This is a genomic window from Streptomyces sp. NPDC048734 (assembly GCF_043198675.1).
Taxonomy (GTDB): Bacteria; Actinomycetota; Actinomycetes; order Streptomycetales; family Streptomycetaceae; genus Streptomyces.
This window is the reverse complement of sequence record NZ_JBICUZ010000002.1, coordinates 317,388-341,279: the sequence shown is the minus strand read 5'-3', so window position 1 is coordinate 341,279 and position 23,892 is coordinate 317,388. Positions and strand designations below refer to the sequence as shown.

General features: G+C 70.5%; 24 protein-coding genes. 11 read left to right on the top strand and 13 right to left on the bottom strand.

Features of this window, described 5'->3' with window-relative positions; translation table 11 throughout:
• Nucleotides 1–40: 40 nt before the first annotated feature.
• From ACGFQC_RS06740 to ACGFQC_RS06730, 3 genes are all read right to left on the bottom strand, one after another.
• Nucleotides 41–355: a GntR family transcriptional regulator gene (locus ACGFQC_RS06740; protein ID WP_363092604.1), complete on the bottom strand. Its 315-nt coding sequence runs from the start codon at nt 353–355 to the stop codon at nt 41–43.
• Nucleotides 356–361: 6 nt separating this feature from the next.
• Nucleotides 362–625 carry a GntR family transcriptional regulator gene (locus tag ACGFQC_RS06735; RefSeq protein ID WP_363092603.1) on the bottom strand — a complete coding sequence of 88 codons (264 nt, stop codon included), beginning with the start codon at nt 623–625 and terminating at the stop codon, nt 362–364.
• 270 nt (nt 626–895) lie between these two features.
• Nucleotides 896–1,213: a GntR family transcriptional regulator gene (locus tag ACGFQC_RS06730; protein WP_363092602.1), complete on the bottom strand. Its 318-nt coding sequence runs from the start codon at nt 1,211–1,213 to the stop codon at nt 896–898.
• Nucleotides 1,214–1,363: 150 nt separating this feature from the next.
• Between ACGFQC_RS06730 and ACGFQC_RS06725 the strand changes: the two genes are divergently transcribed.
• Nucleotides 1,364–1,612 carry a hypothetical protein gene (locus tag ACGFQC_RS06725; RefSeq protein WP_363092601.1) on the top strand — a complete coding sequence of 83 codons (249 nt, stop codon included), beginning with the start codon at nt 1,364–1,366 and terminating at the stop codon, nt 1,610–1,612.
• 730 nt (nt 1,613–2,342) lie between these two features.
• Here the strand turns inward: ACGFQC_RS06725 and ACGFQC_RS06720 are convergent.
• The 4 genes from ACGFQC_RS06720 to ACGFQC_RS06705 all read right to left on the bottom strand — a co-directional run bounded on the left by ACGFQC_RS06720 (nt 2,343) and on the right by ACGFQC_RS06705 (nt 6,852).
• Nucleotides 2,343–2,933, bottom strand: a complete 591-nt coding sequence (locus ACGFQC_RS06720) for a hypothetical protein (protein WP_363092600.1) — start codon at nt 2,931–2,933, stop codon at nt 2,343–2,345.
• A 35-nt stretch (nt 2,934–2,968) separates the two neighbouring features.
• A complete protein-coding gene (locus ACGFQC_RS06715) occupies nt 2,969–5,260 on the bottom strand; it encodes a hypothetical protein (RefSeq protein ID WP_363092599.1) in 2,292 nt (763 codons plus the stop codon).
• A gap of 16 nt (nt 5,261–5,276) precedes the next feature.
• Complete coding sequence (locus ACGFQC_RS06710) at nt 5,277–5,753, bottom strand: hypothetical protein (protein ID WP_363092598.1); 477 nt, start codon at nt 5,751–5,753, stop codon at nt 5,277–5,279.
• Nucleotides 5,754–6,432: 679 nt separating this feature from the next.
• On the bottom strand, nt 6,433–6,852 hold the full coding sequence (locus ACGFQC_RS06705) for a helix-turn-helix domain-containing protein (protein WP_363092597.1): 420 nt from the start codon (nt 6,850–6,852) through the stop codon (nt 6,433–6,435).
• Nucleotides 6,853–6,939: 87 nt separating this feature from the next.
• Here ACGFQC_RS06705 and ACGFQC_RS06700 point away from each other — a divergent pair, with 87 nt between their 5' ends.
• The gene (locus ACGFQC_RS06700; protein ID WP_363092596.1) at nt 6,940–7,761 is read left to right on the top strand and encodes an NAD(P)H-binding protein; all 822 of its coding nucleotides are present in this window, start codon (nt 6,940–6,942) and stop codon (nt 7,759–7,761) included.
• A 10-nt stretch (nt 7,762–7,771) separates the two neighbouring features.
• On the opposite strand, the gene ACGFQC_RS06695 is transcribed toward ACGFQC_RS06700, so the two are convergent.
• Complete coding sequence (locus ACGFQC_RS06695; protein ID WP_363092595.1) at nt 7,772–8,218, bottom strand: DUF192 domain-containing protein; 447 nt, start codon at nt 8,216–8,218, stop codon at nt 7,772–7,774.
• Nucleotides 8,219–8,396: 178 nt separating this feature from the next.
• Between ACGFQC_RS06695 and ACGFQC_RS06690 the strand changes: the two genes are divergently transcribed.
• The 8 genes from ACGFQC_RS06690 to ACGFQC_RS06655 all read left to right on the top strand — a co-directional run bounded on the left by ACGFQC_RS06690 (nt 8,397) and on the right by ACGFQC_RS06655 (nt 17,772).
• A complete protein-coding gene (locus ACGFQC_RS06690) occupies nt 8,397–8,996 on the top strand; it encodes a dihydrofolate reductase family protein (RefSeq protein WP_363092594.1) in 600 nt (199 codons plus the stop codon).
• Nucleotides 8,997–9,036: 40 nt separating this feature from the next.
• Complete coding sequence (locus ACGFQC_RS06685; protein ID WP_363092593.1) at nt 9,037–9,912, top strand: LLM class flavin-dependent oxidoreductase; 876 nt, start codon at nt 9,037–9,039, stop codon at nt 9,910–9,912.
• A gap of 11 nt (nt 9,913–9,923) precedes the next feature.
• A complete protein-coding gene (locus ACGFQC_RS06680; RefSeq protein WP_363092592.1) occupies nt 9,924–10,748 on the top strand; it encodes a methyltransferase domain-containing protein in 825 nt (274 codons plus the stop codon).
• Nucleotides 10,749–11,748: 1,000 nt separating this feature from the next.
• Complete coding sequence (locus ACGFQC_RS06675) at nt 11,749–12,522, top strand: isoprenyl transferase (protein ID WP_363092591.1); 774 nt, start codon at nt 11,749–11,751, stop codon at nt 12,520–12,522.
• Nucleotides 12,523–13,025: 503 nt separating this feature from the next.
• A complete protein-coding gene (locus tag ACGFQC_RS06670) occupies nt 13,026–14,351 on the top strand; it encodes a PhoH family protein (RefSeq protein ID WP_363092590.1) in 1,326 nt (441 codons plus the stop codon).
• 408 nt (nt 14,352–14,759) lie between these two features.
• Entirely contained in the window at nt 14,760–15,446 is a 687-nt protein-coding gene (locus tag ACGFQC_RS06665; RefSeq protein ID WP_363092589.1) for a transglycosylase SLT domain-containing protein, read from the top strand.
• 59 nt (nt 15,447–15,505) lie between these two features.
• Entirely contained in the window at nt 15,506–16,231 is a 726-nt protein-coding gene (locus ACGFQC_RS06660; protein WP_363092588.1) for a transglycosylase SLT domain-containing protein, read from the top strand.
• A 137-nt stretch (nt 16,232–16,368) separates the two neighbouring features.
• Complete coding sequence (locus ACGFQC_RS06655) at nt 16,369–17,772, top strand: AI-2E family transporter (protein WP_363092587.1); 1,404 nt, start codon at nt 16,369–16,371, stop codon at nt 17,770–17,772.
• A 25-nt stretch (nt 17,773–17,797) separates the two neighbouring features.
• Here the strand turns inward: ACGFQC_RS06655 and ACGFQC_RS06650 are convergent, their stop codons facing one another.
• Together ACGFQC_RS06650 and ACGFQC_RS06645 are read right to left on the bottom strand one after the other, a co-directional pair.
• Nucleotides 17,798–18,331: an alkyl hydroperoxide reductase gene (locus tag ACGFQC_RS06650; RefSeq protein WP_363092586.1), complete on the bottom strand. Its 534-nt coding sequence runs from the start codon at nt 18,329–18,331 to the stop codon at nt 17,798–17,800.
• Between the two features lie 6 nt (nt 18,332–18,337).
• Complete coding sequence (locus tag ACGFQC_RS06645) at nt 18,338–18,892, bottom strand: peroxiredoxin (protein WP_363092585.1); 555 nt, start codon at nt 18,890–18,892, stop codon at nt 18,338–18,340.
• Between the two features lie 133 nt (nt 18,893–19,025).
• Here ACGFQC_RS06645 and ACGFQC_RS06640 point away from each other — a divergent pair, with 133 nt between their 5' ends.
• A complete protein-coding gene (locus tag ACGFQC_RS06640; protein ID WP_363092584.1) occupies nt 19,026–19,985 on the top strand; it encodes a hydrogen peroxide-inducible genes activator in 960 nt (319 codons plus the stop codon).
• 289 nt (nt 19,986–20,274) lie between these two features.
• Here ACGFQC_RS06640 and ACGFQC_RS06635 read toward each other — a convergent pair whose 3' ends face one another.
• From ACGFQC_RS06635 to ACGFQC_RS06625, 3 genes are read right to left on the bottom strand one after another with little or no spacing between them, the layout of a single operon-like run.
• Nucleotides 20,275–22,617 (bottom strand): FtsX-like permease family protein, encoded by a 2,343-nt coding sequence (locus ACGFQC_RS06635; protein WP_363092583.1) that lies wholly within the window; start codon nt 22,615–22,617, stop codon nt 20,275–20,277.
• The gene (locus ACGFQC_RS06630) at nt 22,614–23,303 is read right to left on the bottom strand and encodes an ABC transporter ATP-binding protein (RefSeq protein WP_363092582.1); all 690 of its coding nucleotides are present in this window, start codon (nt 23,301–23,303) and stop codon (nt 22,614–22,616) included. The genes ACGFQC_RS06635 and ACGFQC_RS06630 overlap by 4 nt, the downstream gene beginning before the upstream one ends.
• A complete protein-coding gene (locus tag ACGFQC_RS06625) occupies nt 23,300–23,824 on the bottom strand; it encodes a PadR family transcriptional regulator (protein ID WP_363092581.1) in 525 nt (174 codons plus the stop codon). The genes ACGFQC_RS06630 and ACGFQC_RS06625 overlap by 4 nt, the downstream gene beginning before the upstream one ends.
• Nucleotides 23,825–23,892: the final 68 nt, after the last annotated feature.

Sequence of the window (23,892 nt, the reverse complement as noted above, 5' to 3'; positions counted from 1 at the left end):
CTCTGGGTGAGGGGGCAAGACGGTGACGCGGTCCTGCTTGTCAGCCGACCGGCCCCTCGCCCTTGCCCGGCACAGCCGGCGCTGATTCGGGCAGCGGGTCGGCGACGAAGGTCCCACGGCCGTGAACGGTCTCGACGAGCCCTCGTTCGCGCAGAACCTGGGCGGCCCGTCGGACGGTGAGGTAGGCGACACCGTACTCCTGAGCGAGATCGCGCTCCGAGGGCAGGCGGGCGCAGGGCTGGAGTTCCCCGCTTCGAATCCTCGCCTCGACGTGGTCGGCGACGGCGACGTAGATGAGCTGGGGCCCCTGCGGGTTGAAGTCGAGGACCGGTGGTTGTGCGCTGGGAACCGTCAAGTGGAGTCACTCCCCCTCGGACGTGTCCGCGGGCACGGCGATGACGAACACGCCTTTGCCCTGGATCCCTTGGACGATTCCCTCGGCCTGCAGTGCTCCGACGGCGGACTTGATGGTGCGTCGGCTGACCACCCCTCCCGTCTCCTGCTCGAGTTCATGCTGAGAGGGGATGCGGCGGCCAACAGGGATCTCGCCGCGTCGGATGCGCTCGCGCAGGGCGGAAGCGAGCTGCACGTACATCGGGACGATGCTGTCCCGGTCGATCTCCATGTCTAGAGCGTAAGAGGTCGCTCCGAGGCGATATGTGGTCGGCCTTCAGGTGAAAGAATGTGCTAAGGCACACTACGCGTGCCTACAGTCGATGCACTCCATGCTTGCCGGTCGCCATTGCTCTGAGCATTTCTCGGCCCACCTCTCCATATGGGGCCCTGAGTGTCTGGCCGGACCTCACAAGTGCATGAGCCCCCGTTCAGCGTCGTGTCGATACCGTACGGGCCGCCGGTTCCGCACGGCCGGGTGCTTGCTGGCGCGACCTGCCCCTTATGCGTCGGCCACGTCGGTGCCGGGAGCTTCGTTGGGCTGCTCGTCCGTCGGGCGTTCGATGACGAACGAGCCCTTGCCGACAACCGTGCGTACGTAGCCCAGCTCGGCCAGCAGGACCAGCGACTTGCGGGCGGTTCCTCGGGCGAGGCCGAACTCCTGCATCAGGCGGTCGACGCCGGGCAGAGAGCGGCCCAGCGGGTACACGCCGGCTTCGATCCTGGAGGTGAGGACCGCGGCGAGTTGCAGGTACAGCGGATCGGCCGCCTCCGGGTCCAGTTCGTCGTCCGGGCCGTAGCCCTCTGGGATGTCCACCATGAGTCGACCGTAAGTGGCCAGGGTAAGCGACACTCTTTCGTGTCATGCCATGGCAGGGCATGACCAGGTTGGGTTAGGCTCCCAAGCCGAGAAGACCCCCGCGACGGTTGGAGCCGTCCGGGGGCGTGGCCACCAGCTTTCGAGGAGCTGATGACAGTGAGCATTATCCATGCGCTGCTGCGCTGGACCCTGGCCGTGTTCGGGCCCGGCACCGGCAGACGCCGGGCGGGCGCGTGCCCCGCCGCAGCGGCCCCGACCCGCGTACCGGAGAGCCGGCCCGGCCCCGTGGTCGTACCGCTCCCCACGGCCCGCTCCCCGTACGGGCTGCCCGTGCTGCTCGACGGCGCCCGCACCGCTCCGATCCGCCCGTACGTGCTCGCGGCGGAGAGGGCGGCGTGATGGGAACGGGAGGTAGGAAGCCCCGCCCGCCGGTGCGGATGTGCGTGCGCTGCGAGGTGACCACGGAAACTCCCGTGGTGGTCGCGGTGGTGCACCAGAACTCGGGGCCGGGCTTCGCCGTGTACGCGTGCCAGGCGTGCGCCGTGCACTACCCGCCGCAGCAGGACGTCTTCACGGCCCCGCGGCCGTCCGACCGAGCCGGGCATGAGCGATGAGCACGAGACTCGACCCTGCAGCGGACCAGCGGGAGCTGTCGCCCGAGTGCGCGCTGGCGCGCAGGCCCGGATACGAGGACGTACACGGAACGTGCCACCGCCCGGGACATCCCGCTCCCGCACGGCGGGGGCCTGCTGCTGGTACGCCGCTGCGGCTGCGCCTGCCACCGCCCGTCGACGGGGGAGGAGCCACGGTGAACGTCGGCACTCCACCCGAGCCGGGCACCTCCCGCCTGACGCTCCGCACCTACCGCGTGGACCGGAACGGCCGACGCACGGCCTTGACCCCGACTCGCGCTCACGAGGGCGGTGGAGAACTGACCGCTCTGCCGGACTTCACGCCGTGGCCGCCCTGTGGCTGCTTCCGCTGCAGGGTGGGCGAGGGCCGGGCGGGCCGGTAGACCCCGGACGTTCGGTGCGCGGGTGCATGGGCGAACCCGCGCACCGAGCAGCCGGGCGCGACCCTCCATCCACGCTGGTTTCGCGCGGCGGGCTGAACAGAACGGAGTGGTTTATTAACCGATCTGCAAGTCATCGGGAATGTCGGGCTTGTTGGTGCACTCCAGCTCGTCCCTCAATGCTCGGGCCAAATTGACGGACAGCTTCTGATGGAAATCTTCTGTGAAAATATTTGAGGTGGTTTCCCAGCTTCTGGTCTCGAGGAGCACCTGTTCCTGCTGCCCGCTCGTGGCACTCTTGATATCGCAGCGGAAAACGAGATGATTGGGGGAGGACTTGGCTACGTAGACGTCCGTGCTCGCTTGATGCCATTGGGCGGTGTAGGTCTGTACCGCCTTCAAGGTGTCTGCTGCCCATGTCGCCGTGGCGTGGAAAGAGCCGTTGCCCGAGAGTTCGCACACATCGTATTCATTAAAGCCCTTAAGTTTGTCGTAGGGGCCAATCGCTTCCTTTGTCAGGTCATTTTTGAGCTGGTCGATGGAGAGTTCGGGGTTGCTGAACTTGAGGTCATCGGAGTCAAGGATTTTCCGCAGAGACTCCATGTTCTTGGCGCCGAAGAGAGCGTTACATGTCGTCCACTGAGTGGGGTACTTATCGCTCAGGGACTGTTCGTCGGCGCAGCCGGTCGAAAATGTCAGGACCGCCATCGTCCCGCACCAGGCGATACGGATAAGAGGCCTCACTACGACACCTTTTCGTTGCTCGAGATTACTGCTTTCCCAGCCAGGTAGGACTTTTCGATTTCATTGACGAAATTTTTGGCATCCGTGTCGTTCATGCCTGTGGTTTGGGCGTATCCCAGTATGGGCTGAACTACTGCCCGCTCGCCGACCAATTCCAACCCCTGAACGGCTTGAAGGGCTTGCGGATCGTTCTTGTACTCGGTGTCCTGGAGATATTGCATCGTGTGGTTGCCGTACGCCGTGCTGACCGTCGATACGCCTGATTCCAATACGATCGGAACGACAGTAGTGGCGACGAGGCCGGCGGCCGGGCCCAGGAGTAACGCAGTGCCCCCGGCGGCGGTTGCCGTGACAACGCCGGTCATCAGGGACTTGCGCCACTCTCCCTGTTGCGTCCTCTCCAGGGTCTTCGCGGTCTCGTCGTCCTTGAACTCCTCGCGAATCCCATGAGACCGGGACTCATCGAGGATTCCGCTTACCTTCGCAGCGTTCTCGGCGAACAATTTAGCGTTGTCCTGGTTGTTCTCGAAAGCCGCGAGGCCACTCCCCATGTAGACCTGCTGAGCCGAGGCCAGTGTCTGGTACCCGTCCGCGTCTCCGGCCACTAGCATCATGAAGTTCGCTGCTGGATCTTCGCCGAAAGATGTTCGAATTGATCCGTCGCTGCTCTTACCGAAGTGCGCGTCTCGGTTCAGGGGGTCACCCGAGCCGCCGAAGTCGTTGATCGAATAGTTGAGGTCGTCGATGTACGCCGCGCCCATGCGGGCCAAGCTGTCCTTCATGACCTCGGGCGGCGGTCCGTCCTCGGAGGCGACGTTGTAGCGGAGGACCACCTTCTCCATGATCTTCCATGTCTCCTCGTCCCGACGCAGCACCGGCGGATCCGCATCCCACGCCGCCCCCGTCGTCGCGGCCTCCAGCGCGTGACCGAGGGCATCCGGGCCCGTCTCCCGTGCATGCTTCGCCTCGTCGCTGCTGGGGTGGGCGAGGCTGTCCGGGGCCCATTCGAAGTCCTGCTTGTTCAGTTCGTCGAAGTAGAAGCCGGAATCACCGAGCGTCGCGTCCTTGTCGACCGTGCCGTCCTCCCTGTACACGGTCGGCGTGTCGGTGAAGAACCTCTTCGCGGCCTCGGGGCTGTGCCCGAGGCCCTCCAGGACGCTGGTCAGCGGGTCGTAGCCGGTGCCGTTCTTTCCCGACGGGTTGAAGCCCCGGTCGAGGTCGTAGCCCGCGGACATGGGCTTGTTCTCCATGAACCGGTAGGGGTCCTTGCGGTGCAGCTGCACGATGTGCTCGGCGATGGGGTTGATGAACCGCGCGTCGTAGTTGCCGTAGCGCAGCATTCCGCCCAGGATCTGGTAGCCGTACGGCGCGCTGCCCGCGGAGTGGAGCGGGATCGGTTGTGTGCCCAGTTTCCGGAACTCCGTGGACCAACTGGCCGACAGGTGCGACCTGTTGTCCGGGTCGGTCGCCGACGCCAGGGCCAGACCCATGTTCTTCTGGAGCTGCCGCGTCAAGGCCAGCCGCTCTTTGTCGTCCCCGGCCGTGCCGGCCAGCGACATGCGGCCGTAGAACTCGAGTGCGTCCTTGGGGCCGCCGAGCGACTTGTAGAAGTCCGTCGAGAAGTCCGCGTCCCTGGCGTTGAACCTCATGATGGAGTTCAGTTCCATGTACTGCTTGTCGGTCATCTTGGGTCCGATTTTCGCCAGTTCGGCCGCGCGCTCGGCCTGGGCGTCGTCGAGGGACTCGTACGAGCTGTGCCCGGCGTTGTGGGCGTCGTTGCCGTGGCTCTTGTTCAGCGCGCGGGTGACGGAGGCGTCGATCTCGCAGGCGTGGGCGAGGATCCGGTTGATCCGGCCCTCCAGTTCGTCCCTGGCCTCGTTCTCCTCCTTGGTGCGCACGTCCGTGTCGCCCCGGACGTGCGGGTAGACGCAGTGGACGGTGCCGTCGCCGTGGTCCTGGACGCTGATGCCCCGCTTCCGCGCGTCGGCCTGCGCGGCTCTGATCTGCCTCTGGAGCGAGACGAGTTCGGTGTGGGCGTCGTCGAGGACCCGGTGGATGCTGCCGGCCTCGGTGTGCAGGTCGGCGACCTCCTTCGCCGTCTTTGCGACGAACCCTCGGGTGACCGTGGCGTTCACGCCCGCCCAGCGCGCCGCGTCCGACTTCGCCAGCATCCCCGTACGGGCACTTTCCGCCAGTTTCTTCAGCCCTTTCACGGTGCTGTCCCAGTCGGAGACGGCCGTGCCCAGTCTGCCCAGGTCGACCTCGATGAGGTCCGTGTACGTGAGCGCCACAGGTTCGTTCCTCTGCCTACTGGAAGTACTTGCTCAGGACCGACACGGACAAGGAGCCGCCGTCGACGGCCGCCGTCTGGGCGGCGATCTTCGCGTCGTCCTCGGCGTGCAGCTTCTTGGTGAAGTCGAGGTGGTTGGAGATGTGCGCGCACGCCTGGAGCACCGACTTAGCCTGCGAGGTCCAGATCTCCACCGTCCTGCTCAGTCCCGCGCCCATGGCGAAACCGTGCGACGTGAGGGTGCTCGCCGCCTGGGCCGTGGATCCGGCGCCGCTCTTGTCGGCCCCCGCGCCCGCGATGTCCGACGTCGTGCGCAGTTCGTCCCACAGCAGGTAGGCGTCGTGGCCGACCGCGCCGAGGTCGTCCTGGTTGACCACCAGATCACCGGCCGCGCCGCCCGGCCCCTGGTCCACCGGCAGCTGGTTGAGCCGCATCCGCGTGCGGTTCGGTTCCCCCGCGGCGGCCTTGATCTGCTCCCACTCCTCCCACGCCATGCGTGGACCCTCCTTGCGACCCGTCGTCGTGCTGCCTCTGCCCGGTGCTCCTGGCAGCGTGGGGTGTGTGAACGCTTCGGTCACACGGGCACACGGGCACACGAGGGAATTGGCGTGAAGCAGGTGCCTCGACGGCCGGGAGCACGGCACCCGCCATGCCTGTCGGCAGCCGAGGCATCCCGTCGTCGCCCTCGGGTTCGGCGACCACCGATCCGGTGCCGGCCGTTTCCAGCGCCGCGTCGAACGCGCGGGACAGGCCATGACGACGCCGCTGACACGGACCCACCCTCACGCGGTGACACGACGCCCCCGTGGAGCCAAGCGCGAAACACACGATGTTCCACCGGTGACTGTAGCCACCGGTCGTGACAGCGCGAAGTCGCTCATCACGCACCGTGGCCGGAATTGCCTTCGAACCCGGTCTCGAATCCCACCGCGACCACCACACCCCTACTACGCCCCTCCTGCGGCACCGTGAGCAGGAACCCGCGCACCGAACGTCTCGGCGTGGCCTGGGGTCCAGGAGTTCAGGAAGCGGAACGCCGTCCGCGTTCACGGCCTCTGCCACCCGAGTCGCATGGACCGCCCGTCAACTGCCGCAGGCCGTCACGTCGTCGACGGTGCGTCCGCGCCGGACGCCCGGTGTGCGGTGTGCCGTGTGCGGTGACGGTGTTCCTCGTCAGCGGATGTCGTGGCCGGGGTGGGTCCGGTCGTAGGCGTGCCGTGCTTCCGCGATGGCGGCACGGTGGGCGAGTGACCAGTCGGCGAGTGCCTTGACCAGGTGGGTCAGGCCGGCTCCGGTCTCGGTCAGGCGGTAGTCGACCCGGGCCGGGACGGTCGGGTACACGGTGCGCAGCACGAGGCCGTCGCGTTCGAGTCTGCGGACGGTGAGGGTGAGCATGCGTTGGGAGATGCCGTCGACGGCGCGCTGCAGTTCGCGGAACCGGCGCGGTCCGCCCGCGAGTTCGACGATCACGAGCACCGACCACTTGTCGCCGATGCGGTCCAGGACGTCGCGGATGCCGCAGTCGGGGTGGTCTTCGCGGCCGCAGGGGTCGAGGTCGGCGGGGGCGGTTACCCCGGTGTGCGTGAGTGACATCGAACTGCCTTCTTGAAGCCGGTGGGTGTGCGGTCGAGGATCAAGCGTAGTTACCGATGAGAACCACGACGGAAGACGGCGATCGACATGATCCTGGTGACGGGAGCAAGCGGAAACCTCGGCTCGGCCACCCTCGCGGCGCTGCGGGCCGGTGGCGCCGCCGCGACGGGCGGCAGCCGCACGCCGGGCGCGGGGATGCGGCACCTCGACTTCGACGACCACGCGGGCCTCGATCTCACCGGGGTGTCGACCCTGGTGCTGGTCTCCGCCGGTTACGCCGAGGACGACCGGGTCGTCGGGCGGCACGCGGCGGTCCTGGACGCCGCCGTCCGCGACGGCGTCCGCCACGTCGTCTACACGAGCCTGACCACGGCCGGCGACCATCTCGGCTTCGCGCTCGCCCACCGCGCCACCGAACGCCTGGTGCGGGCGAGCGGACTGCCGTGGACGATCCTGCGCAACGGCCTGTACGCCGAACTCTTCGGCGGCCTGCTGATGTGGACCGAGGACGGCGTGGAGTCCGCGTTCGGGGACGGTGCCCTGGCGGCGGTCGCGCGGGAGGACCTCGCCGACGCCGCGGCGGCCGTCGCGGCGGATCCGGCCCGGCACGCCGGGCACGTCTACGACCTTGTCGGTACGCCGATCACGGCGGGTCGGGTGGCCGACCGGCTCGGGGTCCCGCACCGCGCCATCGGGCTGGGCGAGTACCGGCGCAGGCTCCTCGAGGACACGCCGGGGCTCCTGCCGTTCCAGCCGCCCATGCTCGCCTCGATCGCCACGGGCATCCGGCACGGCTTCCTGGACGGCACCGCCCCCGACCTCACCGACCTTCTCGGCCGCCCGGCCCGCGACCCACTGGCCACGGCCGTTGCAGCCGCGTCCGCCACCCGGCCGGGAGCAAGCCGCTAGCGGCGTTCCCTCACACGGGGCGGCCGGAACCGGTCCCGGTCCTCCCGGTCCCGGACTTCCCGGTCCCGGACTTCCCGGTCCCGGACCCGGCGTCGGACTCGACCTCCACCACCACCCCCGCCCGCACCCCCCACCCCGCCATGACCCCCGCCCCCGCCTCCAGCACGTGCCGTGACCTCGGCCGGGGCAGGCCCAGTCGTCCCGGGCGCATGGTGCGGACGGTCAGGACGGTCAGGTGGCGGTCGAGGTAGGCGACGTCGATGGGCATCCGCATGCCGAAGGTGTGCACGCTGCCGGCGGGGGAGAGCAGCAGCGCGCCCTCGACCGCGTCCCGCCCCAGCAGGCCCCTCGTCCGGGCGCGGTACGAGGCCGCGATCTCCAACGGGACCGTCACCGCCGCCCCGCCCTCACCCGGTACGACCAGCCGCCCCCGCCCGTCCCGAAACCGCCGTCCCATCCCCAGCTCCGATCCGTCGACCTGCCCCGGGGGCCTCGTGGGCCCCGTGAACCCGGTGAACCCGGTGGGCCCATGACCTGCCCGCCGCGCGACGACCGTATCCCCGCCCCGCCCCCGCCACACCCCCTCCCGTGGCACCGTGAGAAGAGGGACCCGAGCACCAGCGAGGAGCACCGCCATGCGTGACATCGTCCTGACCGCCTCCGTCTCCGTCGACGGGTACATGGAGGGACCCGGCCGGGACATCTCCTGGCACCGCGTCGACGAGGAACTGCACCAGCACTTCAACGACAGCCTCCGAGAGGCGGGCGCCTTCCTGAGCGGCCGGGTCACCTACGAGCTGATGGCCGGCTTCTGGCCCACGGCCGACCAGGACCCCGAAGCCACCGCCCCCATGGCCGAGTTCGCCGGGATCTGGCGGGAGATGCCGAAGATCGTGTACTCGCGGACGATGGAGCACGCCGACTGGAACACGACCGTCGTGCGGGACGTCGTACCGGAGGAGGTGTGCGCCCTCAAGGAGCGGCCCGGCGGGACCCTGGTCCTCGGCGGCGCGCAGGTGGGGGCCGCCTTCCTGCGGCAGGGGCTCGTCGACGCGTTCCGGATCTACGTCCATCCGGTGATCGTCGGCGGCGGCACCCCGCTGTTCGCGGAGGGCTCCGCCCCGGCCGGTCTCCGCCTGGTCGAGACCCGCGCCTTCGGCAACGGCGTCGTCCTGCTGCACCACGAACGCGACGGGAGCGGTGCGCAAGCCCCCGTCGACTCGACGGCGCCGTAATGGAGTTGTCCGGCCGGGGACGCCCGGATAGGAAGGGATCATGACCGAACTCGGCGCCATCTTCCGCCCGCAGCTGCCTCCGGAGCGGCTCCGCACGATCGCCCGTCTCGCGGACGCCACCGGACTCGACGAGCTGTGGGTCTTCGAGGACTGTTTCCGGGAGGCCGGGATCTCGGCCGCCGCGGCCGCGCTCGCCTGGACCGAGCGGGTCCGCATCGGGGTGGGTCTGCTGCCGGTGCCGCTGCGCAACGTCGCCGTCACCGCGATGGAGGCCGCCACCCTGCACCGGATGTTCCCCGGCCGCGTCAGCCTCGGCATCGGCCACGGCGTCCAGGACTGGATGGGCCAGGTCGGCGCCCGCCACGCCTCCCCGCTGACCCTGCTGCGCGAGTACACCCTCGCGCTGCGCGGCCTGCTGAACGGCGAGCGGATCACGACCCGGGGGCGGTACGTCACGCTGGACGACGTCGCCCTCGACTGGCCGCCGCCGGGCGGGGCCGAGGTGCTGGTCGGCGGGATCGGCCCGCGCACCCTGCGGCTGTCCGGCGAGGTCGCGGACGGCACGGTCCTCAACGAGGTCTTCACCCCGGAGGGCGTGCGCGAGGCCCGTCGGCTGGTGGCGGAGGGCAGGGCGGCGGCCGGCCGGGACGCCGCCCAGCACAAGATCGTCGTCTATCTCTTCACCGCCACCGGCGAGGACGCCGCCGCCCGCCTCCAGCGCGAGCTGGTCGCGACCGGTCTCTCCGACGTCCCCGGCCTGGGCGTCGCCGGGGACGCGGCCGAGGTCGCCGAGCGGGTCATGCGGTACGCCGAGGCGGGCGCCGACACGGTCGTCCTCCTGCCGACCGCCGACGAACCCGACCCCGAGGGCTTCATCCGGTTCGTGGGCGACGACGTACGGCCCCTGGTGAAGTGACCATGTCGACCATGGACAACGGCCCCCGGCGGTCGCCGTCGCGCGACGGCGAGCACCGGCCCCGCCGCTTCGAGGACCTGGTCGCCGAGGGACTGGCCGTGCCCACCGAGGGGTGGGACTTCTCCTGGTTCGAGGGGCGGGCCACCGAGGCGCGGCCCTCCTGGGGGTACGCGGTGTCCCTCGCCGGACGGCTCGCCGGCGCCCGCGCGGCGCTCGACGTGCAGACCGGGGGAGGGGAGGTCCTGGACTTCGCCCTGGGCCGGGCCGCCCCGAAGGCCCCCGTCCTCGCCGTCGCCACCGAAGGCCGGCCGGCGAACATCGCCAAGGCCACGACCCTGCTGCGGCCGCGCGGCGTCGCGGTGGTCGCCGTCGCGGAGGACGAGCCCCTGCCCTTCGCGGACGCCGCCTTCGACCTCGTCTCCAGCCGGCACCCCGTGCGGCCGATGTGGGCCGAGATCGCGCGCGTCCTCGAACCGGGCGGCGGCTACTTCGCCCAGCACGTCGGCCCGCGCAGTGTCTTCGAGCTGGTCGAGCACTTCCTCGGTCCGCTGCCCGCCGAGGTGAGCGCGGTCCGCCGTCCCGACCGCGAACGCGCCGACGCCGAGGCGGCCGGCCTGGAGATCGTCGACCTGCGGACGGAACGGCTGCGCGTCGAGTTCCACGACATCGCCGCCGTCGTCCACTTCCTGCGCAAGGTGGTGTGGATGGTGCCCGGCTTCACCGTGGACCGGTACGAGGAACAACTCCGTTCCCTGCACGAGCGGATCGAGTCCGAGGGCCCCTTCGTGGCGCACAGCACCCGTCACCTCGTCGATGCCCGCAGACCGGCCCCGTAGCGCGTCCCGACGCTGCTCCGTGGTGCGTCCCGACGCTGCCCTGTGCTGGCGTCCCTACACTCCGACCGCGTGCCCGGCCGTCGGGCGTGCGGTCGGCCGCCACCTTCCTGACCGCCAACTCCGGCCACTCTCAAAGCGCTTGGTCCACCTGCTGGACCTGTTCGCCCGACTCCCGCTCCTCTCCCGCTCTCCTCCCGCTCGCTCCGGGAGCCGCTGCGTGTTTGCGCCCGCCGACCCCCTTCGAACCTCGCGGGGCCGGCCGTCGCTCGGACCCGCACCGGGACAACAGCCCTGCACGAAACGGTCATTCGGCCCACTCACCCACACATCGCCTCGCCATCTCCACAGGGTTTCCACATCGTTATCGGAGTTGGTCCGGACCGCCGCCCCGCCTCCGGTAGATTCGACGCCAGGCAATTCGCGCCAGCAAAGCTGCGCGGGCGTCACCGTGCAGCGGAGGGGGCTGCGCGGTGACGTGCCGCGTCAAGTGGACGCGCGGCCGGGGTTAGCCCGTCGGAGGGAAGTCGGCCGCGCGGTGCGGTCAGGCCTCAACCGGCGCGAAAACCTCCGCTTTCATCGGCGTCCGAGTCGGTCCGCCTGGATTCCGCCGCCTTTTGGTCGTGAACCACCTGCGAATCCCACCCCGAGTCGTCAGCGCCCCGTCGCCGGACGACTCCGGAGAGTAATTGTGGCGCGCCGATGCACCCGTCATCCCTCACGAAGGGTTATGGTGGAAACCCCCCCTCGGGCCGGTCCGTATCCCCCCCACGGACCGGCCCGTTTTTTGTGCTCGCGGAGGACGGGGTCCGGCAAGGACCTCCCGCACCCCGCAAGGACCTCCCGCACACCGCGCCGCATCGGACCCGCCCCCGCGGCGCCCGACGCACGCATCCGCCGACACATCCGCACCACGCCCGCACCCCGCCCGCCCACCCCGGCTCCCTTGGGGGTAGGCTGCCGCCCGCGGGGACCGCCACCGCACGGAGGGGCTGACAATCACGTGAACCTGCGCGACAAGCTGCGCGGCCTGTTGGTGAGGCTGTACGCGCGCCGGGTGGAAGGCCACCTGGACCACGCTCAGGTGCCCAAGCACATCGGCGTGATCATGGACGGCAACCGGCGCTGGGCGAAGGCCGCGGGCTCCACCACCGTGCACGGCCACCGGGCGGGCGCCGACAAGATCGAGGAGTTCCTCGGCTGGTGCTCCGAGACGGACGTCGGCGTCGTCACTCTGTGGCTGCTGTCCACGGACAACTTCGACCGTGCCGAGGAGGAGCTGGTCCCCCTCCTCGGCATCATCGAGGACGTCGTCCGCACCCTCGCCGCCGACGGCCGCTGGCGCGTGCACCACGTCGGTACGCCCGACCTCCTGCCGGCCGGCATGCAGCGCACGCTGAAGGAGGCCGAAGAGGCCACCGCCGACATCGACGGAATACTCGTCAACGTCGCCATCGGCTACGGCGGCCGCCAGGAGATCGCCGACGCGGTCCGCTCGATGATCCTCGACGCCCAGGACAAGGGCGTCTCGATGGAGGACCTCGCCGAGTCCGTCGACATCGACATGATCGGCCGCCACCTCTACACCGGTGCCCAGCCCGATCCCGACCTGGTGATCCGCACCAGCGGCGAGCAGCGGCTGTCCGGATTCATGCTGTGGCAGACCGCTCACTCGGAGTACTACTTCTGCGACGTGTTCTGGCCGGCCTTCCGCAAGGTCGACTTCCTGCGCGCCCTGCGCGACTACGAGGCCCGGCACCGGCGTTTCGGCGGCTGAGCCGACCGCGCCACCGGCACGACGGCCGTTTCCGGCCGTACGCGCCGACGGCCCGGCCGCCGTACGCGCCGACGGCGGCACGCGCCGACGGCGGCACGCGCCGACGGCAGTACGGCCGCACGCACCGAACACACCGCGGCAGGCCGGCCGTACCCGCGGCCCCGGCCGCACCTCCCTGCCCCCGGCCCACCCCCCGGTGAAAGCCCCCGGGTACCCCGTCCGGAGCAGAAGTAACGAGGAGTTCATCAACGCGCCGTCATATGCCGTGGCATGGCGGCGCATCTTCGAGGGCATAAACCAAGCAGGTCGACGCCCGAACCACGGGTGTCGGATCTCAGCGGACGGCACGGGGCCGTCCGCCCGGGAGGCCCTTTGCACCAGCCCGATCGTGCGGTCCGCACGGACGCAGCGGAGGGCCGGTTCTCGGCCCGTGCAGGCGGTCGAATTCCGGTCCAGCTCCACTCCGTCGCTCCCCGACCTCATCCGAGGGGGTACGTCCTTCCGTGGTGACCAGCGCAAAGCGCCACAAGCCAGACCGGCGCACCTACGTTCTCGACACCAGCGTCCTGCTGGCCGACCCGCACGCCATGAACCGCTTCGACGAGCACGAGGTCGTGCTCCCCGTCGTCGTGGTCACCGAGCTGGAGGCCAAGCGGCACCATCCCGAACTCGGCTACTTCGCCCGGCAGGCCCTGCGCCTGCTCGACGACTACCGGGTGAAGTACGGCCGTCTCGACGCCCCCATTCCGATCGGGGAGCTGGGCGGCACCCTCCGTGTCGAGCTCAACCACTCGGACCCCAGCGTGCTGCCCACCGGCTACCGCCTGGGGGACAACGACTCGCGCATCCTCGCGGTCGCCCGCAACCTCCAGGCCGAGGGGTTCGACGTCACCGTCGTGTCGAAGGACCTCCCGCTGAGGATCAAGGCGTCCTCCGTGGGGCTGCTCGCCGAGGAGTACCGGGCCGAACTGGCCATCACGGACTCCTCCGGCTGGACCGGAATGTCGGAACTGACGCTGCCGGGCGAACAGGTGGACATCCTCTTCGAGGAAGGACGCGTGTACGTCCCGGAAGCCTCCGAGCTGCCCGTGCACACCGGCCTGACCATCCAGTCCGAGCGCGGCAAGGCGCTCGGCCGGGTCGCGGCCGACGGCGGCGTGCGGCTGGTGCGCGGCGACCGGGAGGCGTTCGGCATCAAGGGCCGCAGCGCAGAGCAGCGCATCGCGCTCGATCTGCTGCTCGACCCGGACGTCGGGATCGTGTCGATGGGCGGCCGGGCCGGCACCGGCAAGTCGGCGCTCGCGCTGTGCGCCGGTCTGGAGGCGGTCCTGGAACGCCGCCAGCACCAGAAGGTGATGGTCTTCCGCCCGTTGTACGCGGTCGGCGGGCAGGAACTGGGCTACCTGCCCGGCTCCGAGGCCGAGAAGATGAGCCCCTGGGCACAGGCGGTCTTCGACACGCTGTCCGCGGTCACCAGCCGCGAGGTCATCGAGGAGGTCACCGCCCGCGGCATGCTCGAGGTCCTGCCGCTCACCCACATCCGCGGCCGCTCGCTGCACGACGCGTTCGTGATCGTGGACGAGGCCCAGTCGCTGGAGCGGAACGTCCTGCTGACCGTTCTGTCCCGGATCGGAGCCAATTCGCGGGTCGTTCTGACCCACGATGTGGCACAAAGGGACAATCTCCGGGTCGGCCGCTACGACGGAGTCGTCGCCGTCGTGGAGAAGCTGAAGGGGCATCCGCTTTTCGCGCACGTCACCCTGAACCGGTCCGAGAGGTCCCAGATCGCGGCCCTTGTGACCGAAATGCTGGAGGACGGTCACATCTGACCGGACCGCCCCGTCTCGCGGGCGCTGCCGGACAGTTGGCGCCGCTCGGCAAAGGCTGTGAGCCTAGTCGGGCGGCGCCTCCGTATGTGGGCGAACGAGGAAACACCCAGGGCGAAACAGGATGTGAGCTTTCACACGCAACTCGGAATTGCCACCCGGCGTCGGGTTACGGCAGAGTCTCCATCCTGTCAGGCCCCGCATACGACACCCATGTATCGCCAGCGATACGGCACCACCCCAACTCCATAGCTTCGTCGTATGCCGCCCGAGCATCACGCGGCTCTCCCGGACAGGGAGTTGCCCACCGGGCCCGCGCCTCCCGTGACCCCGCAGTTGGGAGGCCAGTGTTCAGGGGCACGATTGCGTCCGCCAGGGTCACCGAAGCGGGCGATGCTGGAAGGAAACCGTGTGAGCCGGATCTCGGTCCGGGGATTCGCAGTGGCCTCGGCCACCGCGGTCACCGCCGTCGGAAGCGTCGTCGGCGTTGCCTCGGGCAGCGTCGCGCAGTCCAACGACGCGGAGGCGACGGCGAGCGAAGCCACGACGCTCCTCGCTGACATCCCCGCGGGCCAGCAGGCCCAGGTGCAGACCGCTTCCCTGACGCAGCAGGCCAGTGTCCAGGCCATCGCCGCGGACGAGAGCGCCAAGAAGGACGCTGAGGAAGCGGCCCGCAAGGCCGCCGCCAAGACCGCGATCGCGAAGAAGGAGGCCGCCGAGAAGGCGGCCGAGGAGGCCAAGGAACGCGCCGAGGCCAAGGCCGCCGCGAGCCGCAGCTCCACGACCTTCGCCGTCCAGAGCTCCTACACCATCGCCCAGATCCAGGCGATGGCGCAGCAGATGGTGCCCGGTGGCCAGTACCAGTGCTTCAGCAACATCGTGGACCACGAGTCCAGCTGGAACTACAAGGCCGTCAACCCCTCCTCCGGCGCCTACGGCCTCTTCCAGGCACTGCCCGCCGGCAAGTACGTGTCCGCGGGCGCCGACTGGCGGACCAACCCGGCCACCCAGATCAAGTGGGGCCTGAACTACATGAACGAGCGCTACGGCAGCCCGTGCGACGCCTGGTCGTTCTGGCAGGCCAACCACTGGTACTGAGCGCGGGCGGCTCCCGCCGCCGTTCCCCTCCATCTGACGGCACTGCAGAAGGAATCCGTGTGAGTCCGATATCGGCCAGGGGATTCGCCGTGGCCTCGGCGACCGCGGTCACCACTGTCGGCGCCGTCATGGGCGTGGCCCAGGGCGACGCCGTGCAGACCGCCGACGACGCCCAGGCGACCGGCGGTTCGGTACTGCTCGCCGACTTACCCGCAGGCGGGCAGGCCCAGGTGCAGACGGCCTCGCTGGCCCGGCAGGCCGACGCCCAGGCCGTCGCCGCCGACGCCACCGCCAAGAAGACGGCGGAGGAGACGGCCCGCAGACAGGCCGCCAAGGACGCGGTCGCCAAGCAGAAGGCCGCCGCTGCCAAGGCGAAGGCCGAGAAAGAGGCCGAAAAGGCCGAGAAAGAGGCCGAGGAGCGCGCGCAGGCGAAGGCCGACACCGCGACGCGGTCGGCCGCGGGCAGCGCCACCTTCACCCAGCAGGGGTCGTACTCGGTCGCCGAGGTGCAGGCCATCGCCCGCCAGATCATTCCCAGCGGGCAGTTCCAGTGCTTCAGCAACATCGTGGACCACGAGTCCGGTTGGAACTACAAGGCCGTCAACCCCTCCTCCGGCGCCTACGGCCTCGTCCAGGCCTACCCCGGATCGAAGATGTCGTCGGCCGGCGCCGACTGGCGCACCAACCCGGCCACCCAGATCAAGTGGGGCCTGAACTACATGAACGACCGCTACGGCAGTCCCTGCGACGCCTGGGCCTACTGGCAGGCCAACGGCTCGTACTGACGGCTCGTACCGAGCCGGTCCTCCGCAACCCCGCGCAGCCCCTCCCCGTCCTAGGGGGAGGGGCTTTCGCCCTGTACGGTCGATGCCGACGACTCCAGGGGTGAGTGGTGGGGAGAGACGGGGGAAGAAGGCGGATCATGTCGAGAGTGCCAGGGTGGCTCGGACGGCTCGGTGCCGGTCTGAGCGAGATGGGTGAACGGCTCGACGAACGTCGGGCCGAGGCCGACCGGGACAGCGCCGCCGGCCCCGGGCCGGCGGCGCCCGAGACGCCGGCGGAGCCCACCGCGGAACTGCCGCCGCCCGCGCCGCGCCCCGACCCGGCGCAGGTGGTGCCGTGGGGCGTCCGGGTCGCCGCCGAGGCGGGCTGGCGGCTGCTGGTGCTCGCCGGGACCGTCTGGGTCCTGATGAAGGTCATCACCGCCGTCCAACTGGTCGTGCTGGCCTTCGTGGTGTCCCTGCTGCTGACCGCGCTCCTCGAACCCACCGTGGCCCGGCTGAAGCGGCTGGGTGTCCCCGGCGGGCCCGCGACCGCGCTGACGGGGATCCTCGGGTTCGTCGTCATCGGCCTGATGGGCTGGTTCGTGACCTGGCAGGTCATGGAGAACATCGACAACCTCTCCGACCAGGTCCAGGACGGCATCGACGACCTCCGCGGCTGGCTCCTCGACAGCCCCTTCCACGTCACCGACAAGCAGATCAACGGGATCGCCAAGAACCTGCGCGAGGCGGTCGGCGCCAACACCGACGAGATCACCTCCGCCGGCCTGGAGGGCGTCACCGTCGTCGTGGAGGCCCTCACCGGCATCCTGCTGTCGTTCTTCTCGACGCTGTTCCTGCTCTACGACGGCAAGCGCATCTGGCAGTGGACCCTCAAGCTGGTCCCCGCCGCCGCCCGGCCGGGTGTCGCGGGCGCAGGACCGCGGGCCTGGGCGACGCTCACGGCGTACGTGCGCGGCACGGTGGTGGTGGCGTTGATCGACGCCATCTTCATCGGCCTCGGCATCTACTTCCTCGACGTGCCCATGGCCGTGCCACTGGCCGTCTTCATCTTCCTGTTCTCCTTCATCCCGCTGGTCGGCGCGGTCGCCTCCGGGGCGCTCGCCGTCGTCGTCGCCCTGGTCACGCAGGGCGTGTTCACCGCGGTGATGACGCTGGCGGTCGTGCTCGCCGTGCAGCAGATCGAGGGCCACATCCTCCAGCCGTTCATCCTGGGCCGCGCCGTGCGCGTCCACCCGCTCGCGGTGGTCCTCGCGGTCGCCTCCGGCGGCATGGTCGCCGGCATCGGCGGCGCGGTGGTCGCCGTACCGCTGGTGGCGGTGACGAACACGGTGGTGGGCTACCTGCACGCCTACTCGCGCGAACCGGCCCTGCGGACGGCCCCGCAGCCCAGGGGCGCCACCGCGGTCGACGCGGCTCCGGTCCGGCCGGCCGGCCCCGCGGCCCTCGTGGACGGGGCCGATCCCGACGGCGGCGGGGGGCCGGCGATGGCCCCCGGCGCCGGGGGCGGGGAACGACAGGGCCCCGCCCACCCCGAGGGGTGAACGGGGCCCGGGGCCGAACCCGCCGTCACTCGGCGAGGACGGCCTCCGTGTCGAGGGTGACGCCGACAGCCTGGATCACCGAGGCGATCTTGAACGCCTCCTGGATCACCTCACGCTCGACGCCCGCCTTGCGCAGCACCTGCTCGTGCGAGTCCAGGCACATGCCGCAACCGTTGATCGCGGACACCGCGAACGACCACAGCTCGAAGTCGACCTTGTCGACCCCGGGGTTGCCGATCACGTTCATCCGCAGCCCGGCCCGCAGGTTGCCGTACTCGTGGTCCGACAGCAGGTGGCGGGTGCGGTAGAAGACGTTGTTCATCGCCATGATCGCGGCGGCCGACTTCGCCGCCGCGTACGCCTCGGGCGAGAGGTTCGCCTTCGCCTCCGGCGCCAGCTCGCGCAGCACGATCGGGGAGCGCGAGGCGATCGCGGTCGCCAGCACGGTGCCCCACAACTGCTGGGCGGGCAGGTCGGAGTTGCCGATGACCGAGCCGAGGTTGAGCTTCAGGTCCTTGGCGTAGTCCGGTATCGCGGACTTCAGGGTGTCGAGGGACATCTCAGGTCACTCCCCGGCCAGCAGCTTGACCGGGTCGAGGGTGTCCTCGCCCTTGGTCCAGTTGCACGGGCACAGCTCGTCGGTCTGCAGGGCGTCCAGGACCCGCAGGACCTCCTTGGGGTTGCGGCCGACGGAGCCCGCGGTGACCATCGTGAACTGGATCTCACGGTTGGGGTCGACGATGAAGACGGCACGCTGGGCGAAGCCGTCCTCGCCCTCGATGCCGAGGTCCCGCATCAGCTCGTGCTTGGAGTCCGCCAGCATCGGGAACGGCAGGTCGGTCAGGTCCGGGTGGTCCTTGCGCCAGGCGTGGTGCACGAACTCGGAGTCGCCGGAGAAGCCCAGGATCTGCGCGTCGCGGTCGGCGAACTCGTCGTTCAGCTTGCCGAACGCGGCGATCTCGGTCGGGCACACGAAGGTGAAGTCCTTGGGCCACGCGAACACGACCAGCCACTTGCCCTCGTAGGACTTGTGGTGGATCTGCTCGAACTCCGCACCCTTCTCCAGCGAGACGCAGGCGGTCAGTTCGAACTCGGGGAACTTGTCACCGACAGTGAGCACACGCTCTCCTTGCAGCGAAGAAGCGTCCGGATCGCGGACGCTCCCCATGGGTTGGACGAGCCTGATGCTGACACAGGGTGCATTGATTACAGAAATCGCTACACTCGGTCGGGTTGATCGGAGGAGGTTATCAGTGACCACGGGTAATGGCGGGGCCAAGAGGCGGCTGCCCAGTCTGGCGCAACTGCGGGCCTTCGCGGCCGTCGCCGAGCACCTGCACTTCCGGGACGCGGCCGCCGCCATCGGCATGAGCCAGCCCGCCCTGTCCGGCGCCGTCTCCGCGCTGGAGGAGACCCTGGGCGTGACCCTCCTGGAGCGTACGACGCGCAAGGTGCTGCTCTCCCCGGCCGGTGAGCGTCTCGCCGTACGGGCCAGGGCGGTGCTGGCCGAGGTCGGGGCGCTGCTGGAGGAGGCGGACGCGGTGCGGGCGCCGTTCACCGGGGTGCTGCGGCTCGGGGTCATCCCCACCGTCGCGCCCTACCTGCTGCCCACCGTCCTGCGCCTGGTCCACGACCGCTACCCGGCGCTCGACCTCCAGGTCCACGAGGAGCAGACCGCCAGCCTGGTCGACGGACTGCACACCGGCCGCCTCGACCTGCTGCTGCTCGCCGTCCCCCTCGGCATGCCCGGCGTCACCGAACTCCCGCTCTTCGACGAGGACTTCGTGCTCGTCACCCCGCTCGGCCACCGGCTGGGCGGACGCGAGGGCATCGCGCGCGAGGCCCTCAGGGAACTGAACCTGCTGCTCCTCGACGAGGGGCACTGCCTGCGCGACCAGGCCCTGGACATCTGCCGGGAGGCCGGCCGCGAGGACGCCCCGGTGACCACCACGGCCGCCGGGCTCTCCACCCTCGTCCAGCTCGTCGCCGGCGGCCTGGGCTGCACCCTGCTGCCGCGCACCGCCGTCACCGTCGAGACCAGTCGCAGTACGCAGCTCCTCACCGGCCGCTTCGCCGACCCCGCCCCCACCCGCCGGATCGCCCTCGCCATGCGTTCCGGCGCGGCCCGCGGCGCCGAGTACGCCGAACTGGCGGACTCCCTGCGGGAGGCGCTGGCGCCACTGCCGGTGCGCGTTCTCGCCGCGGACGCGTGACGCCCCCGTGCGGCCGGAGGAGCGCCGGGCACGGCGGACCGAGGCCCGCGACGGCGGATCACCGGCTGTACGGCGCACCGGCCGCCGCCGCACGGTGCACCGGCTGTACGGCGCACCGGCTGTACGGCGCGGCGGCCGCCGCCGCACGGTGCACCGGCTGTACGGCGCACCGGCTGTACGGCGCACCGGCTGTACGGCGCGGCGGCCGCACGGCGCACCGGCGTTGGACGGGCCGAGGACGCCCCTGCCGTCCCGGCGGGGCACCCCCGGCCCGTCCGGCGCCGCGTGCTCACTCCGTGCGCAGGCCCTCCGGCCGCATCAGCCGCAGCAACGGCGGCAGGCTCAGCAGCGTCACACCGAGGACGACCGCGGCACCGGTGGCGGTCATCGCCAGCACGCTCGACCAGTCGACGCTCACCGGCGTGCCCGTCATCCGCAGCAGCACCCCGCCCAGCGTGATGCCCACCACCGAGGCCAGCAGCAGACCGAGCCCGACCGGGATCGCCGTCTGCCACAGCACCGACATGCTCAGCGTGCGGCGGCGGGTGCCGAAGGCGACCAGCGCGGACAGCAGCTTGCGGCGTTCGCGCAACTGCTCCAGCTGCGACACCAGCAGGCTCGCCCCGATCAGCACCAGCACGCAGGCGGAGCCGACGAGCAGACCGGTGCGGATGGAGGTGAACTTCTCGTCCTGCTTCGTGGAGTACCAGTTCATCGGGCGGGTCATCGGATCCACGTGGAACGCCGTGTTGCGGGCGTGGTCGTACGCGTCGGGCACGGACTCGTCGAACGAGAGGTACAGCTGCCCGCTGACCAGCTTCTCGGCCGCCTCGGGCAGTGCGCTCGGGGTGAGCAGGAAGCCTCCGCGCTCCCACTCGGTGAGCCCCTTGAGCGACCGGACCGTGGTGACGCCCGCGGGGACGGTCCAGACGGTCTCCCGGCTGCCTTCCGGCGTGGACTGCTCCAGGTACAGCTTCTTGCCGGGCCTGCTCAGCTGCGGGCCCTCCGGGGCGTACTCGACGCCGTCGACCACGAAGACGTCCCCGTCCCCGCACGAGGGGAGCTTCGCCAGCTCGCGCAGGGCCGGGCAGTCGCCCACGGTCAGCGCCGCGCTCAGGCTCGGGCCGTTCTCACTGTTCCAGGAGGAGTCGCCCAGGTAGCCCTCCCACAGCGCCGTGACCTTGCGGACGCCCTTGGTGTCGGCGAACTTCCGGGCGGTCTCGGCCATCGGGGCGCCGTCCGGCACCTGGACCTGCATCTGCGCCCGGGCGACGTCCTGGCCGGTGGACTTGGTGTAGTCACCGTCCACGCCCGCGAACAGCATCTGCAGCGCGATCGCCCCGGCGACCGCCACCGCGATGCCGTTGACCATCCGGGCCGCCGTACCGCTGCTCAACTGCAGCCTGCGCACGGCCAGTTGCCAGGCGACGCCGCCCGGGCCGAGCCTGGCCACGACCGACTCCACGAGCCAGGGCAGCAGGGCGGTGACCCCGACGAGGAGGAGCAGGACGCCGCCGGTCACCAGGTACTGGTTGAAGTCCCCGTTCTCGCGGCCCTGCCCGATCATGGGGTAGAGCATCGCGAGGCCGGCCGCCGGCATCAGCAGCCGCCACCACAGCCGTCGCCGCGCGGGCCGGGCCGTGCGCACCACGCCGAGGGGTTCGATCACCACGCCCCGCAGCGCGAAGAGGGTGACCAGGACCGCGGCCGTCGGCACCGCCAGCACGATCAGCGCGGCCAGCGCGGGGGAGGGGTCGAGGTAGCTGGGCCACACGCTGATGCCCATCACCTCGACCGAACCGGCCACCTGGCGGCCGATCAGGAAGAAGACCGCGCCGAGGACCAGGCCCAGCAGCGAGCCGGCCATCGCCTCGCCCGCCGCGATGCGCCGCGTCATCCGCCCGTCGCTGCCGATCAGCCGGAGGGCCGCGAGCCTGCGGTCGCGCCGCTCACCGCCGAACCGCACGGCCGCGGCGATGAACACGGCCACCGGCATGAGCAGCACCACGATGACGACGAGGACGAGCAGGAGCAGCACCGGGTCGGTCTCCTCCTCCGTCGGCTCGGGGTTCCCGAACTCCTTCAGCCGGATCGCCCCCACGCTGTCGTCGAGGTGCGCGGCGAGTCCGGAGGCGCCCGTGTAGTAGGCGAGTTCCTGGGAGCCGATCAGCCCGGCCTCCCCGATCGTCCCCACGACGCGGTACGGCAGCCGCTCCCGCAGCAACGCCGAGCCGTCGGAGGCGAGCAGCTTCCTCAGCGCGGGCGAGACCACCATGTCGCCCTTCGCGGGGAACCGGCTCACGCCGGGCGGCAGCGGGGCCCGGGCTCCTTCCGGTTCCACGATCCGGCCGCGTATGTCCTTGTCGCGGAACGTCGTGTCGGAGTCGGCGATCAGCAGGGTGTCGTCGCCCCTGGCCGGCTGGGTCGCCCCGAACGGCCAGTCGAGCCGGGCGTCCTCACGGTCGTCGCGCGCCGCGAGGGCGTTCGGCACCGCCGTCGTCAGCAGCAGGACGGCGACGCCGAGCCCCACGCCCACCGCCGTCAGCACGGCCCGGATCCACCCCTCCCGTCCGCCGGCGAAGGCGAACCGGACCCCCAGGCCCAGGTCCCTGGACCACTGGCGGACGTTCATACGACGCGCTCCATGTCCCGCGACTTCCCGTCCCGTACGACGATCTCGCGGTCGGAGTAGGCGGCCACCCGGGCCTCGTGCGTGACCAGGACGACGGCCGCGTTGGCCGACCGGGCGGCCTCAGTGAGCAGCTCCATCACGCGTTCGCCGTTGAGGGAGTCCAGCGCGCCGGTCGGCTCGTCGGCGAACAGCACCCGGGGGTCGGTGACGAGCGAGCGCGCCACGGCCACCCGCTGCCCCTGCCCGCCGGACACCTCGCCGGGCCGCTTGCCCTTCAGGTCGTCGACCTCCAGCCGCTCCATCCACGCCAGGGCGGCCCGCTCGGCCTGCTTGCGCGGGGCGCCGTTCAGCCTGAGCGGCAGCGCCACGTTCTCCACGCAGGTCAGCTCCGGCACGAGCTGCCCGAACTGGAACACGAACCCGAACTCCGAGCGCCGCAGCGCACTGCGCCGGGCGTCGCTCATCGTCGCCAGTTCCCGCCCGTCGTACGTGATCGAGCCGGAGTCGGGCGTCACGATCCCGGCGAGGCAGTGCAGCAGCGTGGACTTGCCGGACCCGGAGGGGCCCATGACGGCGACGACCTCGCCGGGGTGGATGGAGAACTCGGCACCGTCCAGCGCGAGCGTCGGACCGTAGGCCTTGCGGAGGTTCTCCGCGGCGAGCAGCGAACCGGCGGGGGCGCTCACGCGGTCACCGCCTCTCGCAGCCGGTCCAGACGCGCGGCGGTCAGTTCCAGCCAGCGCAGGTCGGCCTCCAGGTGGAACAGGGCGTGGTCGCAGATCAGCTGGTCGGCGAGGTCGCCCCGGCGCTTGCGGTCGGTGAGGATGCGCATGCCGCGCAGGTGCTCGGAGCGCTGCGTGTCCAGGATGTCGGCCGCGTCGCGGTGCGTGAGCAACGCGAGGACGACCTTGGTGTAGAGCGTCGACTGCAGGTACGGCTCGGGCTTCTCGGGCGTGGCGAGCCAGCGGGCGACGTCGGTGACCCCGGCGTCGGTGATGGCGTACCGCTTGCGCTCCGGGCCGCCGCCGGCCTCGATGCCGTCGACCTCGACCAGGCCGTTCTTCAGCAGCCGGGACATCGTCGAATAGACCTGGCCGTAGTGCAGCGGCCGGTCGTGACCGAACTTCTCGTCGAAGGCCCGCTTGAGGTCGTAACCGTGACGGGGCCCGGACTCCAGGAGTCCGAGGAGTGTGTGACCGATGGACATGAGGAGGACTGTACACACGGTGTATACGCGGCGTGTATACCCGGAGTGCAGAGGTGGTGGCGGGCCGT

Coding starts and splice junctions, on each gene's coding strand:
- ACGFQC_RS06625 (WP_363092581.1), bottom strand. CDS start 23,824: ATGTCCATCGGTCACACACTCCTCGGACTCCTGGAGTCCGGGCCCCGT.
- ACGFQC_RS06680 (WP_363092592.1), top strand. CDS start 9,924: ATGGACAACGGCCCCCGGCGGTCGCCGTCGCGCGACGGCGAGCACCGG.
- ACGFQC_RS06695 (WP_363092595.1), bottom strand. CDS start 8,218: ATGGGACGGCGGTTTCGGGACGGGCGGGGGCGGCTGGTCGTACCGGGT.
- ACGFQC_RS06725 (WP_363092601.1), top strand. CDS start 1,364: ATGACAGTGAGCATTATCCATGCGCTGCTGCGCTGGACCCTGGCCGTG.
- ACGFQC_RS06730 (WP_363092602.1), bottom strand. CDS start 1,213: ATGGTGGACATCCCAGAGGGCTACGGCCCGGACGACGAACTGGACCCG.
- ACGFQC_RS06685 (WP_363092593.1), top strand. CDS start 9,037: ATGACCGAACTCGGCGCCATCTTCCGCCCGCAGCTGCCTCCGGAGCGG.
- ACGFQC_RS06735 (WP_363092603.1), bottom strand. CDS start 625: ATGGAGATCGACCGGGACAGCATCGTCCCGATGTACGTGCAGCTCGCT.
- ACGFQC_RS06655 (WP_363092587.1), top strand. CDS start 16,369: ATGTCGAGAGTGCCAGGGTGGCTCGGACGGCTCGGTGCCGGTCTGAGC.
- ACGFQC_RS06710 (WP_363092598.1), bottom strand. CDS start 5,753: ATGGCGTGGGAGGAGTGGGAGCAGATCAAGGCCGCCGCGGGGGAACCG.
- ACGFQC_RS06720 (WP_363092600.1), bottom strand. CDS start 2,933: ATGGCGGTCCTGACATTTTCGACCGGCTGCGCCGACGAACAGTCCCTG.
- ACGFQC_RS06700 (WP_363092596.1), top strand. CDS start 6,940: ATGATCCTGGTGACGGGAGCAAGCGGAAACCTCGGCTCGGCCACCCTC.
- ACGFQC_RS06650 (WP_363092586.1), bottom strand. CDS start 18,331: ATGTCCCTCGACACCCTGAAGTCCGCGATACCGGACTACGCCAAGGAC.
- ACGFQC_RS06635 (WP_363092583.1), bottom strand. CDS start 22,617: ATGAACGTCCGCCAGTGGTCCAGGGACCTGGGCCTGGGGGTCCGGTTC.
- ACGFQC_RS06705 (WP_363092597.1), bottom strand. CDS start 6,852: ATGTCACTCACGCACACCGGGGTAACCGCCCCCGCCGACCTCGACCCC.
- ACGFQC_RS06690 (WP_363092594.1), top strand. CDS start 8,397: ATGCGTGACATCGTCCTGACCGCCTCCGTCTCCGTCGACGGGTACATG.